This is a genomic window from Psychrobacter raelei (assembly GCF_022631235.3).
Lineage (GTDB): Bacteria > Pseudomonadota > Gammaproteobacteria > Pseudomonadales > Moraxellaceae > Psychrobacter > Psychrobacter raelei.
Window position 1 is genome coordinate 85,333 of the sequence record NZ_CP093310.2, and the last position, 23,461, is coordinate 108,793.

Annotated in this window: 19 protein-coding genes; 11 read left to right on the plus strand and 8 right to left on the minus strand. The window is 45.9% G+C overall.

Translation table 11 applies throughout. From position 1 onward, the window contains the following. Positions 1 to 314 precede the first annotated feature (314 nt). From MN210_RS00365 to MN210_RS00380, 4 genes are all read right to left on the minus strand, one after another. Positions 315 to 674 carry a DUF1622 domain-containing protein gene (locus tag MN210_RS00365; RefSeq protein ID WP_011959361.1) on the minus strand — a complete coding sequence of 120 codons (360 nt, stop codon included), beginning with the start codon at positions 672 to 674 and terminating at the stop codon, positions 315 to 317. 89 nt (positions 675 to 763) lie between these two features. Beyond that, positions 764 to 2,620 carry an amidohydrolase gene (locus tag MN210_RS00370; RefSeq protein ID WP_338412358.1) on the minus strand — a complete coding sequence of 619 codons (1,857 nt, stop codon included), beginning with the start codon at positions 2,618 to 2,620 and terminating at the stop codon, positions 764 to 766. Positions 2,621 to 2,902: 282 nt separating this feature from the next. Beyond that, positions 2,903 to 3,973, minus strand: coding sequence for a Cj0069 family protein (locus MN210_RS00375; protein ID WP_011959363.1), 1,071 nt, complete (start codon positions 3,971 to 3,973; stop codon positions 2,903 to 2,905). Positions 3,974 to 4,479: 506 nt separating this feature from the next. Continuing rightward, on the minus strand, positions 4,480 to 5,373 hold the full coding sequence (locus MN210_RS00380) for an alpha/beta fold hydrolase (protein WP_338412359.1): 894 nt from the start codon (positions 5,371 to 5,373) through the stop codon (positions 4,480 to 4,482). Between the two features lie 270 nt (positions 5,374 to 5,643). Here MN210_RS00380 and MN210_RS00385 point away from each other — a divergent pair, with 270 nt between their 5' ends. From MN210_RS00385 to MN210_RS00395, 3 genes are all read left to right on the plus strand, one after another. Continuing rightward, complete coding sequence (locus MN210_RS00385; protein ID WP_110815887.1) at positions 5,644 to 7,248, plus strand: GMC oxidoreductase; 1,605 nt, start codon at positions 5,644 to 5,646, stop codon at positions 7,246 to 7,248. 22 nt (positions 7,249 to 7,270) lie between these two features. Further along, on the plus strand, positions 7,271 to 8,290 hold the full coding sequence (gene lplA / locus MN210_RS00390; protein ID WP_041773394.1) for a lipoate--protein ligase: 1,020 nt from the start codon (positions 7,271 to 7,273) through the stop codon (positions 8,288 to 8,290). Positions 8,291 to 8,408: 118 nt separating this feature from the next. Beyond that, entirely contained in the window at positions 8,409 to 8,792 is a 384-nt protein-coding gene (locus tag MN210_RS00395) for a hypothetical protein (protein WP_338412360.1), read from the plus strand. A 239-nt stretch (positions 8,793 to 9,031) separates the two neighbouring features. Here the strand turns inward: MN210_RS00395 and MN210_RS00400 are convergent, their stop codons facing one another. The 3 genes from MN210_RS00400 to MN210_RS00410 form a co-directional block, all read right to left on the minus strand. Next, on the minus strand, positions 9,032 to 9,622 hold the full coding sequence (locus tag MN210_RS00400) for a cytochrome b (protein WP_011959368.1): 591 nt from the start codon (positions 9,620 to 9,622) through the stop codon (positions 9,032 to 9,034). A gap of 472 nt (positions 9,623 to 10,094) precedes the next feature. After that, positions 10,095 to 12,749 (minus strand): ABC transporter permease, encoded by a 2,655-nt coding sequence (locus tag MN210_RS00405; RefSeq protein ID WP_338412361.1) that lies wholly within the window; start codon positions 12,747 to 12,749, stop codon positions 10,095 to 10,097. 204 nt (positions 12,750 to 12,953) lie between these two features. Continuing rightward, the gene (locus MN210_RS00410) at positions 12,954 to 13,703 is read right to left on the minus strand and encodes an SDR family oxidoreductase (RefSeq protein ID WP_338412362.1); all 750 of its coding nucleotides are present in this window, start codon (positions 13,701 to 13,703) and stop codon (positions 12,954 to 12,956) included. Between the two features lie 347 nt (positions 13,704 to 14,050). On the opposite strand from MN210_RS00410, the gene MN210_RS00415 reads away from it, so the two are divergent. The 5 genes from MN210_RS00415 (at position 14,051) to MN210_RS00435 (ending at position 18,261) form a co-directional block, all read left to right on the plus strand. After that, complete coding sequence (locus MN210_RS00415) at positions 14,051 to 14,626, plus strand: TerD family protein (protein WP_241878868.1); 576 nt, start codon at positions 14,051 to 14,053, stop codon at positions 14,624 to 14,626. A 154-nt stretch (positions 14,627 to 14,780) separates the two neighbouring features. Then, positions 14,781 to 15,869, plus strand: a complete 1,089-nt coding sequence (locus MN210_RS00420) for a DUF475 domain-containing protein (RefSeq protein WP_011959372.1) — start codon at positions 14,781 to 14,783, stop codon at positions 15,867 to 15,869. A 300-nt stretch (positions 15,870 to 16,169) separates the two neighbouring features. Continuing rightward, on the plus strand, positions 16,170 to 16,745 hold the full coding sequence (locus MN210_RS00425) for a TerD family protein (protein ID WP_011959373.1): 576 nt from the start codon (positions 16,170 to 16,172) through the stop codon (positions 16,743 to 16,745). 89 nt (positions 16,746 to 16,834) lie between these two features. Next, on the plus strand, positions 16,835 to 17,587 hold the full coding sequence (locus tag MN210_RS00430; RefSeq protein WP_011959374.1) for a TIGR00266 family protein: 753 nt from the start codon (positions 16,835 to 16,837) through the stop codon (positions 17,585 to 17,587). Between the two features lie 56 nt (positions 17,588 to 17,643). Further along, positions 17,644 to 18,261, plus strand: coding sequence for a TerD family protein (locus MN210_RS00435; RefSeq protein ID WP_338412363.1), 618 nt, complete (start codon positions 17,644 to 17,646; stop codon positions 18,259 to 18,261). Positions 18,262 to 18,404: 143 nt separating this feature from the next. On the opposite strand, the gene MN210_RS00440 is transcribed toward MN210_RS00435, so the two are convergent. After that, on the minus strand, positions 18,405 to 19,643 hold the full coding sequence (locus MN210_RS00440; protein WP_110815895.1) for a TerD family protein: 1,239 nt from the start codon (positions 19,641 to 19,643) through the stop codon (positions 18,405 to 18,407). Positions 19,644 to 19,955: 312 nt separating this feature from the next. Between MN210_RS00440 and MN210_RS00445 the strand changes: the two genes are divergently transcribed. The 3 genes from MN210_RS00445 to MN210_RS00455 all read left to right on the plus strand — a co-directional run bounded on the left by MN210_RS00445 (position 19,956) and on the right by MN210_RS00455 (position 23,353). After that, positions 19,956 to 21,074 carry an ATP-grasp domain-containing protein gene (locus MN210_RS00445; RefSeq protein WP_338412364.1) on the plus strand — a complete coding sequence of 373 codons (1,119 nt, stop codon included), beginning with the start codon at positions 19,956 to 19,958 and terminating at the stop codon, positions 21,072 to 21,074. A gap of 141 nt (positions 21,075 to 21,215) precedes the next feature. Continuing rightward, positions 21,216 to 22,496, plus strand: a complete 1,281-nt coding sequence (locus tag MN210_RS00450) for a phosphoribosyltransferase domain-containing protein (protein WP_338412365.1) — start codon at positions 21,216 to 21,218, stop codon at positions 22,494 to 22,496. A gap of 2 nt (positions 22,497 to 22,498) precedes the next feature. Beyond that, the gene (locus MN210_RS00455) at positions 22,499 to 23,353 is read left to right on the plus strand and encodes an HAD hydrolase family protein (protein WP_338412366.1); all 855 of its coding nucleotides are present in this window, start codon (positions 22,499 to 22,501) and stop codon (positions 23,351 to 23,353) included. The last annotated feature ends 108 nt before the right edge of the window (positions 23,354 to 23,461 follow it).

A 23,461-nucleotide genomic window follows, 5' to 3' on the forward strand; every position in this document is an offset into this window, starting at 1 on the left:
AAAGTGGCTGTGATGCCTGTGATAAAGTGATACCTATGATAAGTATGACGACAAGCGGTTAGTAATAAGTGGCTCTTTTTGCCATTTATCACTTCTACTAACATAACAAATTTAGCGAGAGTTATTAAGACCTACAGCGTTGTGTCAACGTGGTGAAATCGTAACAAATACTGCTAAAGCCGACCCGAGCCTACGCATTAGCGATGATAAAGTCAGCATCAATAGTGTAGATCGCTATTAGGTGGAGGCTTAGTTGCGATTATGACTATTAAAATCAACTAATGAAACCAAGCTATGGGGGAGAGTAGCCTACGCTACTCTTTATCTTGCGGGGTGTTTTTATGTTGCCAAGGAAAGCGGCCTTCTAATTCTACTTGTAAAGACAGGCTCAAAAAGGTGCGAATGATGACAATCACCCCTAATACCACCACACTGCGCAAGGTTGGTTCGGTAACCACAGTGGCCATAATATCAGCGGCAATAAGCACCTCTAAGCCCAATAAGATGGATTTACCCACCCCTTGACGAACGCCTAGATAAGTGTCATGACTGAACTTGTTCGAAGAGATGGCTGCCTTATAAAAAGCCAATATCAGCCCAATAAACATGATCATGACGCCGATAAACTCAACTATCTTAGCAATAAGGTCAATTGATTCTATTAAATACGGCATTTGATTTCTCTCGTGCAAGTTCAATGTGACGAGCTAAAAATCGGCCTACGCGGTAGACCGACTTTAGTCATCAATTGGAGGGTTATCTGCTACTTAGCCACAGGCTTCTGCGCATTGTGATAGCCGCCATAGTATTTAACAGGAGACCAGCTAGGAATGACTGCTGGTAACTGCGGATCTAATTTATTATATTCGCCAGCGCCATATGCTATTTTGCCACCTACCACAGTTAATACCGACTCAATACCCTTAATTTTTTCTTCTGGTACTGTAAAGTAATCGTCAGAGAGCAGAACGAAATCTGCATATTTACCCGGTTCTAGGCTGCCTTTGACGTCCTCTTCATTTGAGAACCAAGCACTGCCACTGGTGTATACCTCTAGCGCATCGTCTCTGTCTAATAGGTTGTCTTTGTCATACAGCTTCATGCCACCGACTGTCTTACCTGTCGTCATCCAATATAGAGATATCCATGGGTTATAACTGGCGACGCGAGTCCCATCTGTTCCTGAGCCTAATGGAATGCCCATGTCATAGATTTTCTTAAATGGCGGGGTAGTCTTAGCCGCTTGTGCACCATAACGCTCAACAAAATACTCGCCTGCATACGCCATGCGGTCTTGTACCGAAACACCACCATTCAAGCGCTTGATTTCACGTAGGGTGTCGTCAGTAATGGTCTCGCCATGGTCAATTGCCCAGCGCATCTCATTTTTGATTTTGCCGTTATTTTCACGGTCAATCTCATCAACCAAATCAACGATCAGCTTGGTATTCTCGCCATAAGTAGAATGCTGTCTAAATGGCCAGCCTTTATCAACATGCATTTGGATGATTTCTTTGGTGGCTTCACGCCAGCCTTTATTGTCTTTAATCAACGGCTTATCGGCTAAGAAGTTTTCAAAGTCTCCAGCGGCCCACGTCATATATTCCCCGCCACCTTTTAACTCATAGCCATGGTCGTGGGCGATATCTTCATTCACAGATGCTTTATTATTGACCATCCATTTTTCAAAGGCTTGTTTTTCTTCACCTGCTTTTTGTGGGAACAAATAGTAAGAGATGCGTAACGACGAATCACCACTGGTGGCCAATGCTTTTGACGCTTCATAGTCATCTGGGAAAGTATGACCACCGCCGCCTGCATCAATGGCACTGGTCAGACCAAAGCGGTTTAACTCATGATGAAAGTGCTTGGTAGAGTTGATCATCTCTTCTTCAGACAGCTGTGGCATTTTACCGATCACCTGATATAGAATCATCGCATTCGGTTCTGCCAATAGCACCCCAGTTGGATCACCGTTGGCATCTTTTTCATAGCGGCTGTCATTATTTGGTGGTTGCGTATTGCGGTCGATATTTAACGCCTTCATACCCGCTTTGTTCAGCCAGCCTCGGCTGTATAAATATAAGACGAAAGCAGGTGTATCACCCGTGGCTTCATTGATCTCTTCAATGGTTGGCATTCGCTTTTCTTCGAATTGATACGGTGACCAGCCCCCAATAACTCGAACCCATTGTCCCTTAGGCGTACGCTCTGCTTGCTCTTTTAGCATACGCAGTGCTTCTTTTAATGAGGTCACCCCATCCCAGCGTAGCTCAGAGTTATAAAAACGGCCGCCACGAGTAATATGTAGGTGAGAGTCGTTTAGACCAGGGATTAAGGTTCTGCCATGACCATCAATAACTTGAGTATGCGCATCTCTTAGACGTAAAATCTCAGCAGCGCTACCGGTACGCAGCACTTTACCGTCTTTTACGGCAATGGCTTCAGCCGTAGTGCGCTTGTCATCCATGACGGCCACTTTGGCATTAGTCACAATCATATCAGCAGATTGCAGCGTATTATATGAGCCTTGCGGTGTGCTCTGAGTGGCGCAAGCGGATAAAACGCTGGCCGCCCCCGCAAACAATATTAAGTTCTTCTTTTTAAAGTTATTGTTCATAGCTGTCCCTTAATTTTAATGATAACAATGGTCATATTTAATGATAACAATGGTCATAAATTTAGAAAAAAACCAGTAGCAAAAGGCAGTTTAACATAGAAAATTGGCGCAAATAGCGGTTGGTAAACTTTTATAAACAACAGAAACAAAACTTCACACTGTTAATTTAATATTTATTTAACCATTTTTAAATGAAGTTATGCTTCATAAATTACAAAATCGGACACAAAAAAAGACCGCTACTGAGAGTAACGGCCTTTTAGAAATAAAGGGTGGGAGTGATTAGATGGTAAAGGCTGGGAAGCGGCTGTTGATCACACTTTCAGCTTCAATCAAATTCATAATCTCATCCGCAATATTCTCCGATAGCTCTAAATGGGTGCTAAAACCGACACAAGAGGAGTTAATTTCCCCCAGTACATAGACGTCTTTGCCCTCGGCATCTGTATCAAGAATAAAGTCAGCAGTCCACAGCAGCGGTAAAGCATAACCACCTAAGCGTGACTGTAGCATGGGAATGCTCGACTCCACCGTATCTACCATTTCCTGCCACTGCTCAGGCTTATCATAACGATAGGTGGCGCCTGAGAATAAAGTGGCGGAGAAGGCATCGGCAGATTGATCCGGTTTTTTGTGCACGATAGAGACCGCTTTATCACGCAGCATCAGGACACGAATCTCTCCCTCTTTGATGCGCGGTAAAAAGGGCATGTCCAAGATTAGACCACTGTCGCCCTCTAAATACTGATAACAAAACTCGATGAATTCACCCAAGGTTTTTTCTTCAGTATGATTATCCCGAGCTTCGGTGAGCTTTAACAGCGCATCTTCAGGGATCTCTGCCAAGTCTTTGTATTTTTTTGGGTCTTTTAACTGCACGCGCCAAATGCCTTCACCGGTTGAGCCGCGGTTTTGCTTTAGCACACGCTCACCCCGTGCCAAAGTCTGGGGGAATTGGTGCTTTAGTGCATCATAGTCATAATAGCAGTACACATCTTCTGGAACCAAAGAGGTGCCTTTTAGACGCTCAACCACATTTTTTGCGCCATAATTAATCATCACATCAGGATGCGGTAAGCCTTTGACTCCCTGATGCACCAATTCACGTAGCATTTGAAAATAACCGGTTTCATCTTTGAGGTTGCCTGGATTAATTCGGCTCACATAAGCATCGGCTTTATCAATGGTATAGCGATAGATTTCACCACGATTTTCATCACTATAAAAAATAACCTCGGCGCTCCAGCCGCGGGCTTTTAAGGACTCAATAATAGGGTAAGTATCACGGCGATAGCCATATTTGCTTTTGTCAGAGCCGCCACGGGCCTCAAAAATAACGACGTGTTTTTTCATATAAAAATCTCTTCAAAGCCAACTGCTGGATTGAGGAATCTACATTTAATGTAGGCCACTTAAGTCACCTGCAGTGGGATAAATAAGCTAATAAATAAGGGTGCCACGTCACTGTGGCGAAGATTGTAACGCTCAAAATTAAGGAGTTATCGCGTATAGAGGTCTAACAAGAAGGTGGTTCGAGGGTTTGATTTTAGAACGCGCAAGTCTATAGATGAGTTGTATAGAAAACAATACAAAATAGCAAATATTTTTAGATTTTTTTCACAGTCAATATATGATCTGCTACCGGATAACCCGCCTACTGCCGATACTGCCTAAGCGTAATACAGTGATGTGACGCTGTGATGACAATGAGCACTATCGGTAGGGGCATACCGATTAAAAAAACTGAGATTTTGCCGCCCTTTTCGCTCCTATCCATTTAAGTGATAAATAGCCTATTTAAGTGATAAACAGCCTATTTAAGTGATAAATAGCAAAAAATGAGCGGCTTATGTGCTGACTTAGTTATTAAGTGATGGGAAGTGATGTGCTGCCAGATAATCACGCATTAGGCCATTAAATTCATCGGCACGGCCAATATGGGGCCAGTGACCGGCGCCTTTATAAAAATGGGCATCGGCAGTTGTAATCGCCTCAAGCAGCTCAAGGCTCCGCGCGACAGGTACAACCTTATCGTCTCGGCCATGCACCAAAAGCACCGGTAGAGACAGCTGAGCCAATGCGTCTAAATCCAGTGGTAAGACTTCCCGGTCCCGATCACGCGCTGCCATAAGGTAGGGGCGCAGACCGAGCTTGGCCTCTTTTAGCGCCGCTTGATAGCGCAGATTGACTAAGGTGTCACTGATTATGGCGTCATTACGAATATTTTTTTGTAAGTCTTGCAAGATAAGCTCGGCGGATAGCGGCCCCTTGGGTTTAGGCTGTGCTGCACGGGTATCGGGTTTTGGCTTCTTTGCACCGCCTGTCCCGATAGATATTACCCCGCAAACCCGCTCAGGATGATCAATGGCCAATTGCAGTGCCACCCAGCCGCCCAGCGAGCTGCCGGCAAGCCAAGCTTTTTCGATATGCAGCGCATCCATCAAGCGTAGGGTATGCTCACCCCATTGACGAATGCCGTAAGCGGTATCGGGCGAAGTATTGGCTGCGCTCAGCGTCTCGCCATAGCCAATAAAGTCAAAGGCAATACAGCGGGCATATTGGCTGATGAAAGGGAGGTTCTGCCACCAAGTAACGGCTGCTGAAGTTCCCATACCTGAGCCATGCATCAATAGCAGGGGGACGCCTTGGCCTTGGTCATAATAGTGGGTAAGCTCATTGGGGGCAGTTTGAGCCCAGTTATCTTCAAGATTAAAAAAAGGATCTGTTTTAAACTCTGGGACAAAAAGCGTCATGATGTGCTCTGGCAACAGTGGGGTAACGGGGTATTTTAGCGCAATTTATGACGGTCGCGGCTGATTTTTTGGCACTATGAGCTGATTTTTAGGGTATGGCTGTTCATTAACATAGATGCCCTTGGTGTGCCAACAGCCATAGTTTACATAGATTTTATGGTTCTTATTACCGGATACTTTAGGTTAGCTAAAACTACGTTTGCTATAAAATACAGTAAGTAAATCTTGTTACACTGTGGTTATGAGTAAAAATAAAAAGGGGGCAATTTAATGAAACGACGTAAATTTATTCAATCCATGGGGTTAGGTCTGGGTGCTTCGGCTACTTTAAGTGGTTGCCAGACTTTGGCAAAAACTGCTCAGCCACTATCGGCGCCTCAAGTTCAAGCTGGACATTTTAGTAATATCATTGTGGGCAGTGGCTATGGTGGCGCGGTATCGGCGCTGCGCCTGAGTGAGCAAGGCCACAAGGTACTTATCCTTGAGATGGGTATGCGCTGGGATAGAAGCCCCAACCATGATACCTTTTGTAAAATGATTACCGCTGATGAGCGCTCCAGCTGGTTTAGTCATTGGCCCAATGCCCCCATTCCCATCCCCATTCCTATTAAAAAATATCCTGGGGTGCTCGATTTGATTGAGTATGATGACATGAAGGTGTTTGCAGGTCGGGCCTATGGCGGCGGCTCGATTGTCAATGGAGCGATTGCTATTGAGCCTAGACGGTCACATTTTGAGCAGACCTTTCCTTGGATTGATGCCAATGAAATGTATGACACTTTTTTTCCGCGTGCCATGAAGACCTTAAAGGTCAGTAAAATTCCCGAAGACTTTTTTAATAACTCTGAGCACTATGAATATACGCGCGCCGCTGAGCGTCAGGCTGATAAAGCGGGGCTAACTACGGAGTTTTTTGGCAATAGTTATGACTTTGACTATATGCAAAAAGAGGCAAAAGGGGAGGTGTACCCATCGGCTTTAGGCGGTGAGGTGATCTATGGCAATAATGCAGGCAAGTACTCTTTGGATTTGACCTATCTTAAACAGGCAGAAGCTACCGGTAATGTCAGTGTCAAAACCCTACGTAAAGTTAATAGCATTCAAGCACTTGATAACCATCAGCTAAGACTTGAGGTGCAGGTACTCAATAAAACCGGCGGCATTGATGCCATAGAATATTACACCTGCGATAAATTGTTTTTGAATGCCGGCAGTACCGGCACCTCAGAGCTGCTGCTAAAGAGCCAAGCTCAGGGTAAATTGACTCAGCTTAATGAGCACATTGGGCAGCATTGGGGGCCCAATGGTAATATCATGACCGGCCGCAATTTTGTACATGCTGCAGGTAAGATTCAGTCCACCATTCCGGTTAAAGGGATCAACATGTGGGATGGTGATAGAGGCGGATCAAAGTACAAGATATTTGCCGAATTGGCACCGCTGCCGTTGGGTCTTGAGACTTGGACCACCTTGTACTTGGCAATTACCGATAACCCAGAGCGTGGTCATTATTATTATGATAAAGCCTCGCAAAGCGTAAAACTTAATTGGAAACGCTCACAAAATGAGTATTCAGTGAATGCCGCAAAAGAGCTGATTGAAAAATTGGCTCAGGCGAATGGCGGGCGGGTATCAAGCTTACTGTTTAACCAAGGTTTTGGGGATGACTTCTGCTATCATCCCTTAGGTGGCTGTGTGCTTGGCAAGGCCACAGATGAATTGGGCCGTGTCAAAGGCCATCGCAATATTTATGTACAAGACGGGGCGCTTATTCCTGGCAGTGCTGGGGTTAACCCTTATGTCTTTATTACTGGGCTTGCTGAGCGTAATATGGCCTATATCCTTCAACAAGACTTCTCGTCGTCGACCCCTTAAGGAGGGCATTGTGACCTTGCCCATTAAACTTCGTATTTTAAAATCCTCTGTGACCAATCCGTGGTTTAACTTGGCCACCGAAGATTGGATATTCCAAGAGCTAGATGCCCATTCACACACCCTGTTTTTATGGCGCAATAGCGAAACTGTGGTTATCGGCCGCTCACAAAACCCTTGGGTGGAGTGCAAAACCGATAAAATGGCAGAGGATGGGGTGTATTTAGCGCGCCGTCAAAGCGGGGGCGGGGCTGTCTTCCATGATTTGGGCAATACCAACTTCACTTTTTTATCACCCAAAGACGGCTATGATCAGCAGGCCAACTTTGACATCATAATCAATGCACTAAAAAAATTGGGTATTGAGGCCAGCTTATCGGGGCGCAATGATATGCAAGTGGGCGATCGTAAAATCTCAGGCAGTGCCTTTAAGCATGCCACTGACCGCAGCTTTCACCATGGCACACTACTGGTCAATGCCAATATGCAAAAGCTTGGCGATTACCTTAATCCGCATCCGTTAAAGCTGCAAGCCAAAGGCATCAAGTCGGTCCGCTCTCGAGTGGCAAATTTGGTAGAGTTTAATGACAGCATCACTCACGAGTCACTATCACAGGCGATCATTGAGGCGTTTTGTGATTACTATGGCAAAACCGTAGAGATTGAGGAATTAGATGAGGATTCCTTAAAGCAGGAGCCTCATCTTAATAGATACTATGAGCAGATGGCCGACTGGGACTGGCGCTTTGGCAAAACCCCACAATTTAATCACCATATCGAGACCCGCTTTGAGTGGGGCATCATTGATCTGCACTTAGAGGTGGCGCAGGCGATCATGACAGAGGTGGTGATTTTCTCAGATGCCCTCAATGTTGAGCTGATTGAGGCGCTAAAGCAGGCACTGACAGGTGCAAAATACACTGTTGATGCCGTCACATCTAGATTGAATGACTTAAAACAGCAGCCAGCGGCAGGCTCAGAGTCAAGCTGGATAACACAAATCACTGACTTTGAGCAGTGGTTGACGGGGCAAATGGTAACCTAGGTACTGTTTAACTTGCCAATGTTAAACGTAGTTTTACACTTGATAACCTAAAACAAGCCACATCTTTTGTAAGATAGATTAATAAAATGAATCTTATAAAAAACTTAGGAGTGTGGCTGTGTTTGATTTAAAATCATTATTTAAAAAAGAAGTAGAAAAACAATTAACTGACGTTGAAGACTATATTTTTATGCCAGAGCGTATTCAGCTCAAAGTGGACGATGGACAACTTAATTGTGTGCTCAATAGTGATGGCAGCGTAAATATCTTTTATACCAAGCAAGGCGTAACAGATGTTCGAGTTGCCACACGTAAGCATCCTTTGACCTCATTTGAAGCAGAGTTGCAGCATGGTCTATATGATGATGTCATCGAGGATGTGGTCGACATGGTTAATAAAACGGTTGATGGTAAATCAAAATACTTCCGCAGCGCTGTCATATTACCTGCCACGCCATCCTTACGAGCGCCAGAGCCGACGCAAACCAAGACTTTTGACTGATAGATAGCACTGATAGATAGACGTTTGATAGATAGCATGGAGAAATATGGCAATGGGTGATAGCCGTTGGTGCTAGCAGATGGTGCTAGTATTAACATAGCCATTTTAATCGCATAAGCTGTCACAAAAAAGCCGATTATTCTTAGGATAATCGGCTTTTTGATGTATAACACCAAGTCACTCATAGAGCTTGATGGTCCGCAAAAACAGTCAGCAAAAACTGTCCACAAGAACAGCGATTAGTCTTTTCCACGCGTCATCTTGATAATGGTCCGGTCTTTTTTGACATAGTGATGATATAGCGCCGCTAAGATATGACCAACGACCAGCATCCAGCCCAGCCATTTACCAACAATCTCTTTATGAAGAAAGTCAAATGGTACCTCAAACTCTTCATAAGTTAAATTCCAAGTCGGTGCGATAAAGTCTTGGAACATAGAGGTGCTCTCAAATCTTGGGATAACAAATAGACCAAAAAACTCCGTATCTACTTTGGCACCGAGATAACCCGTTAAAGGCATGATAATCATAACCGCATACAAGCCAAAGTGACCCAGATGTGCGCTCAAGTGTGCCAGCTTACTGCCAGGCTCTTCATCAGGCTGAATATTATTTAGACGCCACAATATGCGAAAGATAATCAGCGTACCGACGACCACACCAAATGATAAATGCAACTGTAGTGCCGTCCAGTTAATGGGGGTCTCGTCTACCGTGAACCAATGACGAAAATAAACAGCCACATAGGCGCCAATAAAGGCGAACGCCATAATCCAGTGCATCCATTTTGCAATAGATCCATAGTTGTTCCTCGTGTTTCTTAAACTCATAAACCTCCTCCAAATGTACCAATAAGTTTTGAAATTGTAGTTAAGATAACACTGACCAAAATTGCGCATAGCTTACTATGAAATATAACTAAAGTACGGCCTATATTGTTGTAAATATCTTAATATTTTGCCTAGTACATACGCTATTCTTACTAGAAAGTTACCATAGCGGCATCAAGGATATATTGACTTATTAACAAGTGACTCGCCAAATAACAAAGGGTCTAACTAGGCGGGCTAAATGGAGTGGTATTGGGCTGTCAATCGTAAGCTCACAGAACGTTAGGGCATAGCAAAAGCCGTAAAAGCACAATAAAAGACGCCATAAAAAAGGCTACCTGCATGACTGATGCCGGTAGCCTTTTGGCGCTTAGATGATAATAAGCGCTTAGATAACACTAAGCTTTACTTTAATAGTGCCTCTAAACTTTAATAGTGCCTCTAAAAATATTTTGAGGGATGTCTTTAGTTGTTAAACCATCTCTCGTACTCTGGCCATAATCCCACGCCCAATCACCAAGCGCACATAGCTCACCGCAATGATGATTAGCACAGCGACTAACATCAAGCCGCCAATGCCGAAGCTTAGCCACGGCACACTAAAGCGCAGATTAAACCACTCAGTAATCAGCACATACGCCGTACCACTGGCAAGCACCACCGCAAACACGCCAGCACTCACCCCAAGTAGGCCAATCTCCAGCATGTTAATTTTGTACAAATCTGCCGTCTGCATCCCCAATAATCGAAATGAAGCGCTATCACGCAAACGGTCTTGAGACGTAGACAGCAGTGAGGTAATGAGCACCATAATACCGGTAATAATCGCCAGTAGCGTAAACACCTGCACCAGACGGCTCATTTGACTGACGTAACCTTGTACCTGTTTAGCAATGGCGCCACCATCTATCGTGGTAATGGCAGGGAACTTGCAGGCAAGATCAGTTTGTAATTGCGGAATTTGCGCACTGTCAACTCTGGCAGTGGCAAACTGAATTTGCGGCGCATCGGCCAGCACTTCAGGCTGAAATAAAAAGTAGAAGAAGGGGCTTGGGCCACGCTCATAGCGCTCCCGAATACTGGTGATTTGACCGACAATCTCGATACCTTGAATGTTAAAAGCCACCTGATCACCTAGGCCCACATTTAATAGCTTGGCTGCACCATCTAAGATGGACAAGGGCACCACACCTGCCTCAGTGGCCATCTTATCAAGTGGCGCATACAGCTGATTGGGATGAACCGCATCGGTAATAAACTCCGTCTCCATCACTGAATCGGCATAGCTTAAATTAAATACCCGAGTGGGGTCATCGCCCTCGCTTTGTGGTACGACAATATCGGCTGCAGGCACGCCGCCGGCCTCACTGACGCGGGCACGCACCACTGGATAATAGGTGATGGGCGCTTTAATCATACTGTCTAGCGCTGAGTGCTGGTCACTTTGGATATCGAGAAAAAATAAGTTAGGCGCATCCTTTGGATAAGCCTTAACAAACTGGGTATTTAGGCTGTCATTAAGCAGAGTAATCATCGACAGTACCGACACCGATAGCGCTAAGGTCACAAAGAACAGTCCGGACTGATTGCCTTTACGTGATAAATTGTGCACGGCCGTGCGCACCATCCAGCCGCTTTTTTTGCCAAATAAGCCATTGCTGGCAAGCGTTGCCAACAGCCACAACCAGCCTTTACCTATCAGCCAAAAGCTGGCAGCCAGCAGCATCATACCTCCCAGTACTTGTAGCCCATTTAATAATGAGCCAAATTCATAGGCCATTAGCCCAAAGCTTGCCAGCAACACCAAACCATACCAATAAATCGGCGGATGCTGACGGCTGTTAGCGGTGGCTTGCTTTAAGACAGCAGATGGCTTGGTGTGCATGACCGAATAAAGACTGTGCTGCACTACCAATAAGGTAATGACTAGGGCAACTATGCTGATTTTTATCAAGCTAATCAGCTTGATCGACAGATTTACATCCGGCGGCAGTATGGCGGTCAGATATTGAGCCCCAACTTTTAGCATACCCAAGCTTAAGAGGCCTGAGACGAGACAAGCCAACACCGCCATGGCAATGAATACACGGTAGTAGCTGTGCTTGATGTCGCTAATAGATTCGCCTAGAGCACGGCGTATGGCATTGGCATTTTGCTGTAAACTCACAAAAGCTTTGACCACACTTAGTAGCGCCACCGCGGATAAAAACAGCACCGCGATGACCAGCAGTTTTAAGAACATCAGCACATTATCGGACACTTGGGTCACTGAGGTATCCGCCTCATTGGCATCGGTAATCTTAACCTCGGAGGTATCGCCCAATAGCGCCTCAAGCTGTTGTCTTTCATCAACAATGGCCGGTTCAGAGCCGGCAAGTTCAATCTGATAATCGACTCGGCTGCGTTGTCCCATTAGACCAGTAATGGCCAAATCAGTGTCGGCCATCAGTACCCGTGCCCCAAACCCAAAGGCAGTCAACGGGCGATCTGGCTCAGTGACCAGTTCATCGGCTATGGTAAATAATCCCTCTCCAATCTTGACCGTATCGCCTATCTTAAGATGAAGCCCAGTCAATACTTGGGTCTCGACCACCACGCTATGCGGGGTCAGCTGTTGCCACAAGGGTTTGCCCGAGGCCAGCTCCACCTCACCATACAAGGGATAGTCTGAAGATACGGCTTTAATACGGGCAAGGAGGGTATGTGCTGCAGACTCAGCAGCGGCGTGATGGATAACTTGATTTTGGGTGAGCGTCTGAGCAGCCTTTGGCTCAGATACACTCGAGATCATGGCATTAAACTGATAATCGTAGACCACTTTTTGGTCAGCAGACTGCGCCTCAAACTGCTCAACCTTTTGTAAAACTTGTGGTGTCCACGCCTGCTTGCTCTCCAAGATCAAGTCACCACCGACCAAAGCGCGCTGATTGTCAGTCACGTAATCACGTACTGATTGCTGAATAGAGTCGAGGGTCAGGTAGGTCGATAGTGACAGCACCATGGCCAATAAAAACAGCAATGGATATATCCAGCTGCGCCACCAACTGCGCTGTACAGATTTGCTACCTAGGTTGTTATAAGGGTTTAACGGCTTTGAGGATGGCGTCGGCGTGGTGTGTGAGGTCATAAGGGCGCAACTGATTATCTATTGAGGAGGTTATGGGTTATAAAATAAGGCGTCGTAACACTATGCTAGCTAATTTAACGCCTAACGTCAGTGGCTTTATTACAGCCAAAGCAGTGTAAGGGTGACAGACTGTATTAATTTGTTGAATGACCGCCGCTTATTAACTGCCGAGCTATGATTTTTCTCAGTTAGCATCTCTCTAAGTTACCAGGCGATGGTTTTACCAGCCCAATCGATAAAGCAGCCGGTGTCCTCTACCGTTAATTCATTCAACACTTTTAGTAGATGCCTTGCACACGCATCAGGCGTAAATAGTTTGTCTTTGGCCACATTGGCCTGAAAGGGCTTGGATAAAGGGGTATCAACCGTGCCTGGCTGAATGACAGCGACGCAAACATTTTTTAGCGTGCGTTGCCATTCAATGGATAGGGTCTTCATACCCATATTTAATGCCGCTTTGCTCATTCGATAGCTATACCAGCCGCCTAATTCATTCTCACTGATACTGCCCACTCGTGCTGAAATAGTGGCATAAATAGCCGGACGCAATTCACTGGGGGTGCCCGCTTTTAATAAGGATATAATGTGTTTAGCAATCAATAAGCTGGGTAGGGCATTGAGCGTCATGTTCTGTAAAAAAAACTCTGCATCAAGCTGCCTTACGGCTTTTTCAGGTTGATTGGTATTTGTATGCAGTAAGCCTACGGCATTGATGACCCAGTCGATATGCTGTGTTTGACGGTTGATATCAGCAATTGCCTGTTTAATACTGCCCTCTTCTCGGACATCCATGTTAAGCCATACCACCTTATCTGTCGTATTTGTATCAGGCTTATGGCGGTGATAAGTGGCAAATATTTTTGTGACTTTATGGTCGGTACTGAGCCGTTCAAGGAGTGCTTTGCCTATGCCACTGGTGCCACCGATAAGTAGAATATTTTTGTTATAGCTCATGAGCATCAGCATCCCGATAAAAACTTAAACTGTACTACAGTATCAGGCATTTTGTTGGCCTAAATTTGGTTTAGCCAACAGTTAACGCTAGAGGGTATTAGAGCCTACCTTGTGGTGACAGTGGGGGCTATATTATTAATTTAAATTGTATTATTTAGTTAGCATTTAAGCTTATTAGCCTTGCTTATTGATCCCTTAAAACGTTACGATAGGCCATCATAAAGCGTGCACTGAGCCTGTGGCTTGCCGTTGGGCACAGACCCAACTATCAGACCCAGTATCAGGGGCATTAGGCTTAGTGCAAAGATAATCACTGATAATAAACGACAGTATATAAGGATATGATTATGGCATTATCGTTAAGTAAAGGCGGGAACTTATCCCTGACAAAAACTGATCCTAATTTAAACAAACTTTTAGTTGGATTAGGCTGGGATGAAAGAGCGACATCAGGTGCTGAGTTTGACTTGGATGCCAGCGTATTTTTGTTAAATAATACAGGACGTGTGCGCGGCGATCATGACTTCATCTTTTATAACCAATTAAAGTCAGACAACGGCGCCGTTGAACACACCGGTGATAACCGTACTGGGGAAGGTGATGGTGATGATGAGGTGATCAAAGTAGATCTGTCTCGCCTGCCTGCAGATGTGGACAAGGTGGTGGTAACCGTCACCATTCATGACGCCCAAGTACGCAATCAAAACTTTGGCCAAGTTGCCAACGCCTTTATCCGTGTGGTCAATGAAGAGACGGGCGTAGAGGTGGTTCGTTTTGATTTGGCTGAGGATTATTCTGTTGAAACAGCCATGGTGTTTGGTGAAGTATATCGGCATAATAACGAGTGGAAATTCCGCGCCGTCGGACAAGGTTATTCCGGCGGTTTACAAGCGATGTGTCAAAACTATGGTGTTGCAATCTAAACCCATTATCATGGTTAGATTATAGGTGGGTAGAGATACGCACCCTGAAACCCCTTTATGCGCTTCATATAAGCGCATAAAGGGGTCACTTGGACGCCTATCTTTAGGTTGAAGAACCTAGTACAGACAATAAGCTTTTACGACAGGATAAGTAATGAGACATTTTTATTTCGATTTTATTTTTACAACGCTTGCCCTAATAGTGGCCGCCTGGTGGGGCTACTCGCATGGCGGTATGGGTGGGCTGATCTCTGCTTTATCCATTACGGCTATTTTGGCAGTGATGGAAATCTCTTTATCTTTTGATAATGCGGTGGTCAACGCCTCAGTGCTTAAGCATTGGGACAAGTTTTGGAAAATGATATTTTTAACCGTCGGTATTTTAATCGCGGTATTTGGTATGCGTCTGGTGTTCCCTATTGTTATTGTGGCAGTGACCGCTGACATGGGTATGATGGATGTTATCAACCTAGCTTTATACAACCCAACAGAGTACTCAGCCAAATTGATGGCGCACCATGCAGAGATTTCCGCCTTTGGTGGCATGTTCTTACTACTGGTGTTCTTAAACTTCTTGTTTGATGATAAAGATGTGCACTGGTTTGATTGGTTAGAAAGACGTTTGGCGAAGTTTGGTGAAGTGGATGCCATGAGCGTGTTTGTGGCGCTCGCTATTTTAATGATTTCATTGTCTTGGGTTCATGAAGAACAAACCCTAGCGGTGTTAATAGCCGGTGTGTGGGGTATCTTAGTGTACCTAGGTGTTCAAGTGGTCTCAGGTATGCTTGAGGGCGACTTAGAAGAAGCTGAAGAAGCGTTAGAAGATGGCACCGTTGCCAACTCAAGTAACGGTTCGGGTAACGTGGGTAGCGCAGTGATGAAGGGCGGTATTGCCGGATTCTTATATCTTGAAGTGCTGGATGCGTCTTTTAGTTTCGATGGCGTTATTGGTGCATTTGCCATTACCAATGATGTGATTATCATCATGTTGGGTCTGGCCATCGGTGCCATGTTCGTGCGTTCAATGACCATCTTTTTGGTCGAAAAAGGGACGCTTGATGAGTTCGTTTATCTTGAACACGGTGCGCATTATGCCATTGGGGCATTAGCTGTGATTATGCTGCTGTCTATGAAGTTCCACGTGCCAGAGATTGTAACTGGTCTAATTGGTATTGCCTTTATTGCTTGGGCAGTTGTGGCCTCTATTAGATTTAAAAAGCTGGAGCAAGCGGGCAAAATCTAAGCGCTTGGTTTGAGTAGAGGTAATGGATCGATAAGTGATAGACACCCAAAACATGGATGCCATGAAGCGCAATAAAGACGGCTTTATAACAGGGTCTAACAGCCCTTTAGGGTTTTGGTAAATCGTCTTGCTTATCGGCCAGTCAGTTAGTATAGTTAACGAGAGTTTCGGCTCTCGTTTTTTAATGTCTGCCGATTGAGTACTTTGAATGCGGGCAGCATCACACGTGAGCGAAGTTAATCCTTATTAATAAGCGATAACAAATTAAATAACCCCTAAACAACAATAAAGGAAAATATCATGGCTATTAGCTTAACCAAAGGCGGCAACGTTAACTTATCAAAAGAAGCCCCTGGTCTTACCAATATCACCATCGGCTTAGGCTGGGATCCACGCGCCACAGACGGCCAAGACTTCGATCTAGATGCCATCGCCTTTTTATTAAACGATGCAGGTAAAGTACGTAACGACCAAGACTTTATCTTCTTTAACAACCTAAAATCAGGTGATGGCTCAGTTGAGCACACAGGCGACAACCGCACGGGTGAAGGTGATGGTGATGATGAAGCCATCAAAGTAGACCTAACTCGTGTGCCTAGCGATGTGTCTAAAATTGCGGTGTGTGCCATTATCTATGAAGGTCAAGCCCGCAACCAAAACTTCGGTCAAGTAGCCGATGCCTTTATTCGTGTAGTGAATGACAATGGCGCGACTGAAATTGCTCGCTTTGATCTATCAGAAGATGGCAGCACCGAAACCGCTATGATTTTTGGTGAAATCTATCGCCACAACGGTGAGTGGAAATTCCGTGCAGTCGGTCAAGGTTTCAGCGGTGGTCTAGGTCCATTAGCGGCCTCTTATGGTGTTGCGGTTTAATACACGAGTCAGCAGATAGATAAACGCTTAGAGGGGTGTCTGCCTGTCTAAGCCAATTGAGTAAAAGAACGGCGTAAAAGGACAGTATCATGGCGGCAACCTTTAGTCTCATTGGCACAATTGAGCCATTTTTACATTGTAATTTAAAGCCTGGCGACTCTATTTATTGTGAAGCCAATGCGATGGTTATGATGGAGAATAATCTTGAGCTAAAGGGTAAGTTGCAAGGCGGTCTGATGCAGTCCTTGATGCGCCGATTTGCCAATGATGAATCACTGTTTCAACAAGAGATTGCTGCCACAAATGGGGAAGGGGACTGCTTATTGGCCCCCACCTTAGATGGTGACATGCAGATTTTGGATATTGGCCCTCAGCAATATACATTAAGTGATGGCGCCTTTGTGGCAGCTACCCGAGAGGTTGAAGTAAAGGCCAATATCCAGCGCAACTTAGGTGGTGCGGTATTCGGTGATACCGGCGGATTTGTGGTGATGCAGACCCAAGGCCAAGGTCAGCTGGTGGTCTCAGGCTTTGGCTCTTTATTTGAGATTGAGGTGACGCCCGGCAAAGATGTGGTCATCGACAATGGTCATGTGGTGTGCTGGGACTCCAATCTGCAGTACAGTTTATCGGTCTCAACCAGTAAGAAAAAAGGCTTTATGAGTAATATTATCAACTCCGTCACCAGTGGCGAGGGGATGGTGCTAAATTTCTCAGGTCAAGGTAAGGTCATCATCTGTTCACGTAACCGAGACACCTATCGAGGCTGGGTACAAAGCATTTTGGGCAGTAGCTCAGGCGGACGCGGTGGCAGTGGCGGATTTTTAGATAATATTTTATAACGCCGACATTTACAGCCATCACGCCTGCATAAATTCATATATCAAGGATAAGTAACATGGCAGTTAATCTGCAAAAAGGACAAAAGATTTCACTGAGCAAAGAAGCCGGTGGTACGCTAACTCAAATTAAAATGGGCTTAGGCTGGGATGTTGCCGGCTCTGCTGCACCTGCAAAAAAAGGCGGCTTTTTAGGCGCATTATTTGGTGGCTGTGGGTCAGGCGGCGGTGACAGCATTGATCTGGATGCTTCATGCATTATGTTTGATGATAACAAGCAGCCAGTTGATGCCATCTGGTTCAATCAACTGCGCTCTAAAGATGGCAGTATCTTGCACACTGGTGACAACCGCACGGGTGCCGGTGATGGTGATGATGAGGTTATTAATGTGGATTTGAGCAAAATCCCAGCCCATGTCAAGTCATTGGTGTTCACGGTCAATAGCTTTACCGGTCAGAACTTCTCTACCGTTGAAAACGCTTATTGCCGTATCGTCGATGCAGGTAACAATGCTGAGGTGGCGCGCTATAACTTATCCTCTCAAGGCAATCATACCGCTATGATTATGGCCAAAGTCTATCGCCATAATGGTGAGTGGAAGATGCACGCCATTGGTGAAGTGGCCAGTGGCCGCACCTTTAATGACTTAATGCCAGCGATTACCCCTCACGCCTAATTATTGGTGACCAACCCCAACCCATGTCTAAAGCTAGGGTCGGGCACTATAGATAACCCATAACTTATGCTAACTAATAAAAAAACGCTGACCTAGGTCAGCGTTTTTTTATGTCACAAGTAGAGCAGGCGCCGCAACTGACTTTATTTGCGAGCCCGCTTCCAGTTAAAGCCCCAACCAAAGGCTTCATCCATCTGCTGATGGCCGGAGAAATAGCGGTTAATACGCTCCACATTAATACTGCCATTTTGGTTCATTAACCGAGCAACGGCACACATGCCTGAGGCGTTATTGCCCTCCGTCATCCGCGTCTCAATAGGCGGTTGGTCGGGGACATAAATGGTGACTGTGCCATCGGTTTGCGCCCAGTTGGGTGCCCCTTCGTAGATAAAGGCGAAGATAAACACCTCTTTGATATCGCTCCAGCGAGCACCATTGATATCGAGCCATTCACCGTCTAGGCTTTGGCCGGTGCGGTCATCGCCGCGCAGTAACACATAAGGCGCTCTTTGAAGATCACCAAATCGGCCGCCGAGTGCCTGAATTAAGGTGCGCTCGCCATTATTTAGGTGCACCATCGCACCAACATCAAGGTCTATACCGGTTGATTTTGCGGCAAACAAATCGTTTAAAAAGCCTTTCTTTTTAACCGCTGTATTAGCTCCGCTAGCGTTCTGGCGATTCCAGTTTAGGTTGACGGTGATTTTGCCAAAATCATCTTTTTTCTTCAGGTTAATACTGGATTGATTTTTGGTCAGGCTGATTTTGGACAAATTAACCGAGCGCGGCGCAGGTGAGCTGGGTGCAGGTGCGCTAATAGGGGGCGGCATTTGTGAGCTTCGGTTCTGAGCCGGTGGCGTTGCTACAGGACTAGGTGCAGGCGCCTCATCAGCGATTTCTACCCCAAAATGCTCAGACAGTGGCTTCAATCCGCCATCAAATCCTTGCGAGATAAATCGAAATTTCCATTGGCCTTGGCGGCGATAGCATTCCCCTAAGATAAGTGCTTTTTCGCTGCGATTGGCACTTTGTACATGGCAGGTCATCAGTACAGTTGTACCTTGGAGCACTTGCAATTGAATATCGCCCAATTGTGATAAAGGCTGATTGCTTGAAAAAGCCAAAGCAATTTTTTGGATAGTTTGTGGCTGCGTAGGTAGGCTGATGTCAAAAAACGCATCAGTATCGTGGCCGCGATGGCTGACACTGCCATCATCGCTGCGGGTTTGACCATAAAACACCATGTCGCCGTCACCGCGCACCTTGCCAGTTTCGGCTAAGCGGTAGGCAGCGCAATCAATGGGCTGGTCACTTAAAATACGTACACTAATATTATCGGTGGGTAGCGGCGCATTGGCACCGGCAATTAAAGTTTGACTCATAATAACTCTCCATAGAACGAATAAAGGGGGCAGCTTAGCCTTCCTAGCCTACTGTGCTTAAGTTTGGCCATGATTTGTTAAGGCGATGACCAGCTTTGTCTACTTATAATAATTTTGGTACTGTGATAGTAGTCTAGCAGATTTGGCTTTAACGAAAGGCAAATTAAAAAGCAGGTTAAAGGGCAGGCGAAAAGGCGAAGCAAAAGAGAGAATAAACGCATAAAAAAGCGATTATTTATCCTAAAATGTGCCTATAATGCAGCTGTTAAATAGAGGCAGTGAGTCGTTGGTATTTTTATTAAAGGGTTATCTATGTGTCCGTCCACGTTTAGTTGTGCGCCCAGTGTTTGGCTTGCTGAAGGGCAGTCGAGTCAGCGTGATATGCTACAAAGTTTACAGCAATTAAAGCGGCGCAGTATAACGCCATTTGAAGTTATTGCCTCACATCGTTCGCAGCGCCCGGAGACTTTTGAGTTTGCCGATCACGTCTTTATCGAGCCAAGCGTCAAGCAAGAGCAACAAAGCGGTTTGGCGCGCTGGCAGTTTGTGTTACAGCACGCCATTAAGGCCAATACCAAGGTGCTGTTAACAGGTCGCAATAGCATCACTTATGAGGCGCAGCGAGCTCAGTTTGAGCAGGCGGGTATTCGTCTGCTAACGGGCGCCACCTCGACTGAGATGCTACAAAAAATCGATGACAAATTTGCCTTTATGAGTCATTGTCAGGCGCACAACATTGCTGCGGCAGAAGGCTGGCGCTTTGATACAGTAGATGAGCTTAAGCAATTGATTGAGACCCATGGTCATCAGCCGCTCTGTGTGAAGCCAATTAGTGGCATATTTGCCCAAGGGTTTTGGTGTCTAGATACCCATGCTCAAGCCTCATTGGACGTACAGAGCGCAAGCTACGACAGCTTTGAGCATCTGTATTTCACGGATAATCGCAGAATCACCACCTCTGAGTTTATTAGTGCTTATTCTAACAGCGTTATGGTAAAACAGCGGCCGATTCCGATGTTGCTCATGCCTTATTTGCCTGGCAAAGAGTACTCTATTGATGTGGTCTGTGAGCGCGGTGAAGTGTTGGCTGCTGTGACCCGTTATAAGGTCGGCAAGGTACAGCATCTGGGCTATGATGAGTCAGTAATGGCGGTAGTTATCCCTTTAATTCGTGCCTTTGGTTGTGACGGCATTGTAAGCGTACAGACCAAGGCTGATGAGGCGGGCAATCACAAAGTGCTTGAGATTAACTCGCGTCCTTCAGGGGGTATAGGGTATACCGTACACAGTGGTATCGATTTAACCCAGATCGCCTTTGGCTACTGGCTAGGAGTTGAAGATAAGCCAGATTTGCCGCTCATCACGACACAAATAAAGCCCTGCCAAGTACGCTCTATTATGTGTAGTGTTTTGATTGAGCCCAGCGAGTAGCCATTAAGTGAGTATTCATTAAGCGAGTAGCCCTCGCATAAAATTGATCATTGACAATTTGTAATACCTGACCCATTACGGCGCCGGATGTACGCATCATATAATTCGTGTATTACAGAGCGCCAAAGGAAAGTTTTGACCATGACCTGCGATAGCAAATATCCCCCAACTGATTCACTGTCTTATCAACAAAAGCGGGTAGAGCTGCCCAGAGGCACGCTTGACTTAAGCTATCGGCTAAGTGGTGAGCACAGCTATCAGCTTGATGACCTGCTGGGATTTGCGCAGCGTATTAATCCGAAGCGGGCGTTTTTGTTTGTCTCCAAAGTACTGGGTCGACATATTCCGGTATCGCCCCAGATCATGCGCCAAGCTTTTAGCCATTTGGCTCATACGGTGCCGGATAATTTGCCTGAGCCGATAGTGGTGGTGGGTATGGCTGAGACCGCAGTGGGACTGTCAGCAGGCGTGCATCAAGCTTTACAGGAACGTTATCCCAATGCGCTGCTGCTCAACTCCACCCGTCATGCTCAGCAGCAAGCAAGCCTACTGACCACCTTTAGTGAGGACCATAGCCATGCGAGCACCCATCTGATTTATCAAAGCGATGAGCCGCACATACAGGCGCAGCTGATGGCCAGTAAGACCTTGATTATGGTAGATGATGAAGCCTCAACCGGAAATACTTGTGTCAATGTGGTCAGTGCCTTACGAGAGGCGGGGCTCACTGAGCTTGAGCAGGTACATTTGGTAACTTTGGTGGATTGGTCGTTAGGACAAGCAGACAATGATGACCATATCGCTCTTCGCTTAGAAGGGATAGCCTTTGAGCGTCATCACTTGATGGCTGGCGACTGGCAATGGACCGATGCGCCCGACCCACAGCCGATTACTATGCCCAGTGTCGATACCACTGACGCCGGCAGTCAGCCGCTGTTAGCAACTGGCAACTGGGGGCGTCAACCTACCTTAGACAGCACCGAGGGCTTTGCTCATTTTTTAGCACGCTTTAAGCAGGCTTACCAAAGAGCACGTGGCATTGATGTGGTCAGCGATCCGTTTATTAAGGATAGCGGCACCACTGATAATGCTCAGTCTACGCGAATTTTGGTGCTGGGAAGTAATGAGTTTGTGTGGTTGCCTTTTTTGTTGGCAGAGTGGATAGAGCAGCAGGCGCTGACGACATCACAAAGCCGTGCACAGGTGAGCTTTAGCGCTTTGACCCGATCACCGATTGCTTTGGGCGGTGCCATTGACGCAGTACTAAGCTTCCAAGATAATTATGGCCTAGGTATGACCAACTTTGTGTATAACGTGGTCCCTGAGCAGTGGGATATCATTGTGCTGTGTGTCGAGACACCCACTGAGAGTGTCGATGCGCTGTGGCATAACTTAGATAACGTGATTGTGGTGAGTCCCTAACGATGACGATCAATACCCATAGCTTAACGCCCTTTATGCCCGACTCGTTAATCATCAAGCCTTATGCATTGATGGATTTGGATGATACCTTATTTCAGACACAACGAAAAATTGCAGCGTGGCAGCTACCGACTGCTGAGCCACATCATTTGGTATATGCCGCCGTCAATAAGCAAGGTGAGCCATTAAGTCTTATGACCCAGCGCCAGCAGCTGTTTTTTAATTGGTTACTCTCAAGTACGGAGCTGATTGTGGTAACAGCTCGTGACCGACATGAGATTAAACGGGTAGTGCTTAACTTTAGCAGCTGGCAAGTGCTGACCCATGGCGCCCTTATCTTACAGCCCTCAGGGGAGCCATTAAAGGCTTGGCAACACCAGATGGGCGCAATATTAGCGCCGCTACAAGCCAAGTTACAGCAGTTAATAGCGATTATTGAGGAGTATAACCACAGACAGCAAGGGCCATTAAAACTGGCGCTGCATCACGATGATTTTGTGGCACCAGGCACTGACTCCAGCGATGACTCATTGAGCGAGATGCTGATTTATTTGGCCATCAAGCATCACCAAAAAGATGCCATGGCTTTACAGCAATTTGGTGAGTGGCTGCTGGCTGAGCACCCCCAGTTGGCCGATGATTTTTATATCCATAGCAATGCCAATAATTTGGCCATATTGCCCAAGGGTATCCATAAACGTCATGCGGTAGCCTACTTGCTTGAGCAGCATTTAGACCACGCTCGCCCTAGCTTTGGCTTTGGCGATAGCTTGGCAGATTTACCTTTTTTGCAGCAGCTTGATTGGTACGGCACCCCCAATCATGGTCAACTTCATGACCACATTCATGTGCTTTAAATACAGCTTATTTTCAATCTACCCTCGCTAACACATCGCCTTGTTTAAACATACTTTTTAAATATAACCGTTTTTAAATATAACCATTTTTAAATATAAAAGATAAAG

Bases quoted from the DNA above. Each gene is read 5' to 3' on its own strand.
- MN210_RS00420 (WP_011959372.1), top strand. From the start codon at position 14,781: ATGAGACATTTTTATTTCGATTTTATTTTTACAACGCTTGCCCTAATA.
- MN210_RS00455 (WP_338412366.1), top strand. From the start codon at position 22,499: ATGACGATCAATACCCATAGCTTAACGCCCTTTATGCCCGACTCGTTA.
- MN210_RS00375 (WP_011959363.1), bottom strand. From the start codon at position 3,973: ATGAAAAAACACGTCGTTATTTTTGAGGCCCGTGGCGGCTCTGACAAA.
- MN210_RS00415 (WP_241878868.1), top strand. From the start codon at position 14,051: ATGGCATTATCGTTAAGTAAAGGCGGGAACTTATCCCTGACAAAAACT.
- MN210_RS00385 (WP_110815887.1), top strand. From the start codon at position 5,644: ATGAAACGACGTAAATTTATTCAATCCATGGGGTTAGGTCTGGGTGCT.
- MN210_RS00380 (WP_338412359.1), bottom strand. From the start codon at position 5,373: ATGACGCTTTTTGTCCCAGAGTTTAAAACAGATCCTTTTTTTAATCTT.
- MN210_RS00435 (WP_338412363.1), top strand. From the start codon at position 17,644: ATGGCAGTTAATCTGCAAAAAGGACAAAAGATTTCACTGAGCAAAGAA.
- MN210_RS00400 (WP_011959368.1), bottom strand. From the start codon at position 9,622: ATGAGTTTAAGAAACACGAGGAACAACTATGGATCTATTGCAAAATGG.
- MN210_RS00440 (WP_110815895.1), bottom strand. From the start codon at position 19,643: ATGAGTCAAACTTTAATTGCCGGTGCCAATGCGCCGCTACCCACCGAT.
- MN210_RS00425 (WP_011959373.1), top strand. From the start codon at position 16,170: ATGGCTATTAGCTTAACCAAAGGCGGCAACGTTAACTTATCAAAAGAA.
- MN210_RS00370 (WP_338412358.1), bottom strand. From the start codon at position 2,620: ATGAACAATAACTTTAAAAAGAAGAACTTAATATTGTTTGCGGGGGCG.
- MN210_RS00430 (WP_011959374.1), top strand. From the start codon at position 16,835: ATGGCGGCAACCTTTAGTCTCATTGGCACAATTGAGCCATTTTTACAT.
- MN210_RS00405 (WP_338412361.1), bottom strand. From the start codon at position 12,749: ATGACCTCACACACCACGCCGACGCCATCCTCAAAGCCGTTAAACCCT.
- MN210_RS00365 (WP_011959361.1), bottom strand. From the start codon at position 674: ATGCCGTATTTAATAGAATCAATTGACCTTATTGCTAAGATAGTTGAG.
- MN210_RS00450 (WP_338412365.1), top strand. From the start codon at position 21,216: ATGACCTGCGATAGCAAATATCCCCCAACTGATTCACTGTCTTATCAA.
- MN210_RS00445 (WP_338412364.1), top strand. From the start codon at position 19,956: ATGTGTCCGTCCACGTTTAGTTGTGCGCCCAGTGTTTGGCTTGCTGAA.
- MN210_RS00410 (WP_338412362.1), bottom strand. From the start codon at position 13,703: ATGAGCTATAACAAAAATATTCTACTTATCGGTGGCACCAGTGGCATA.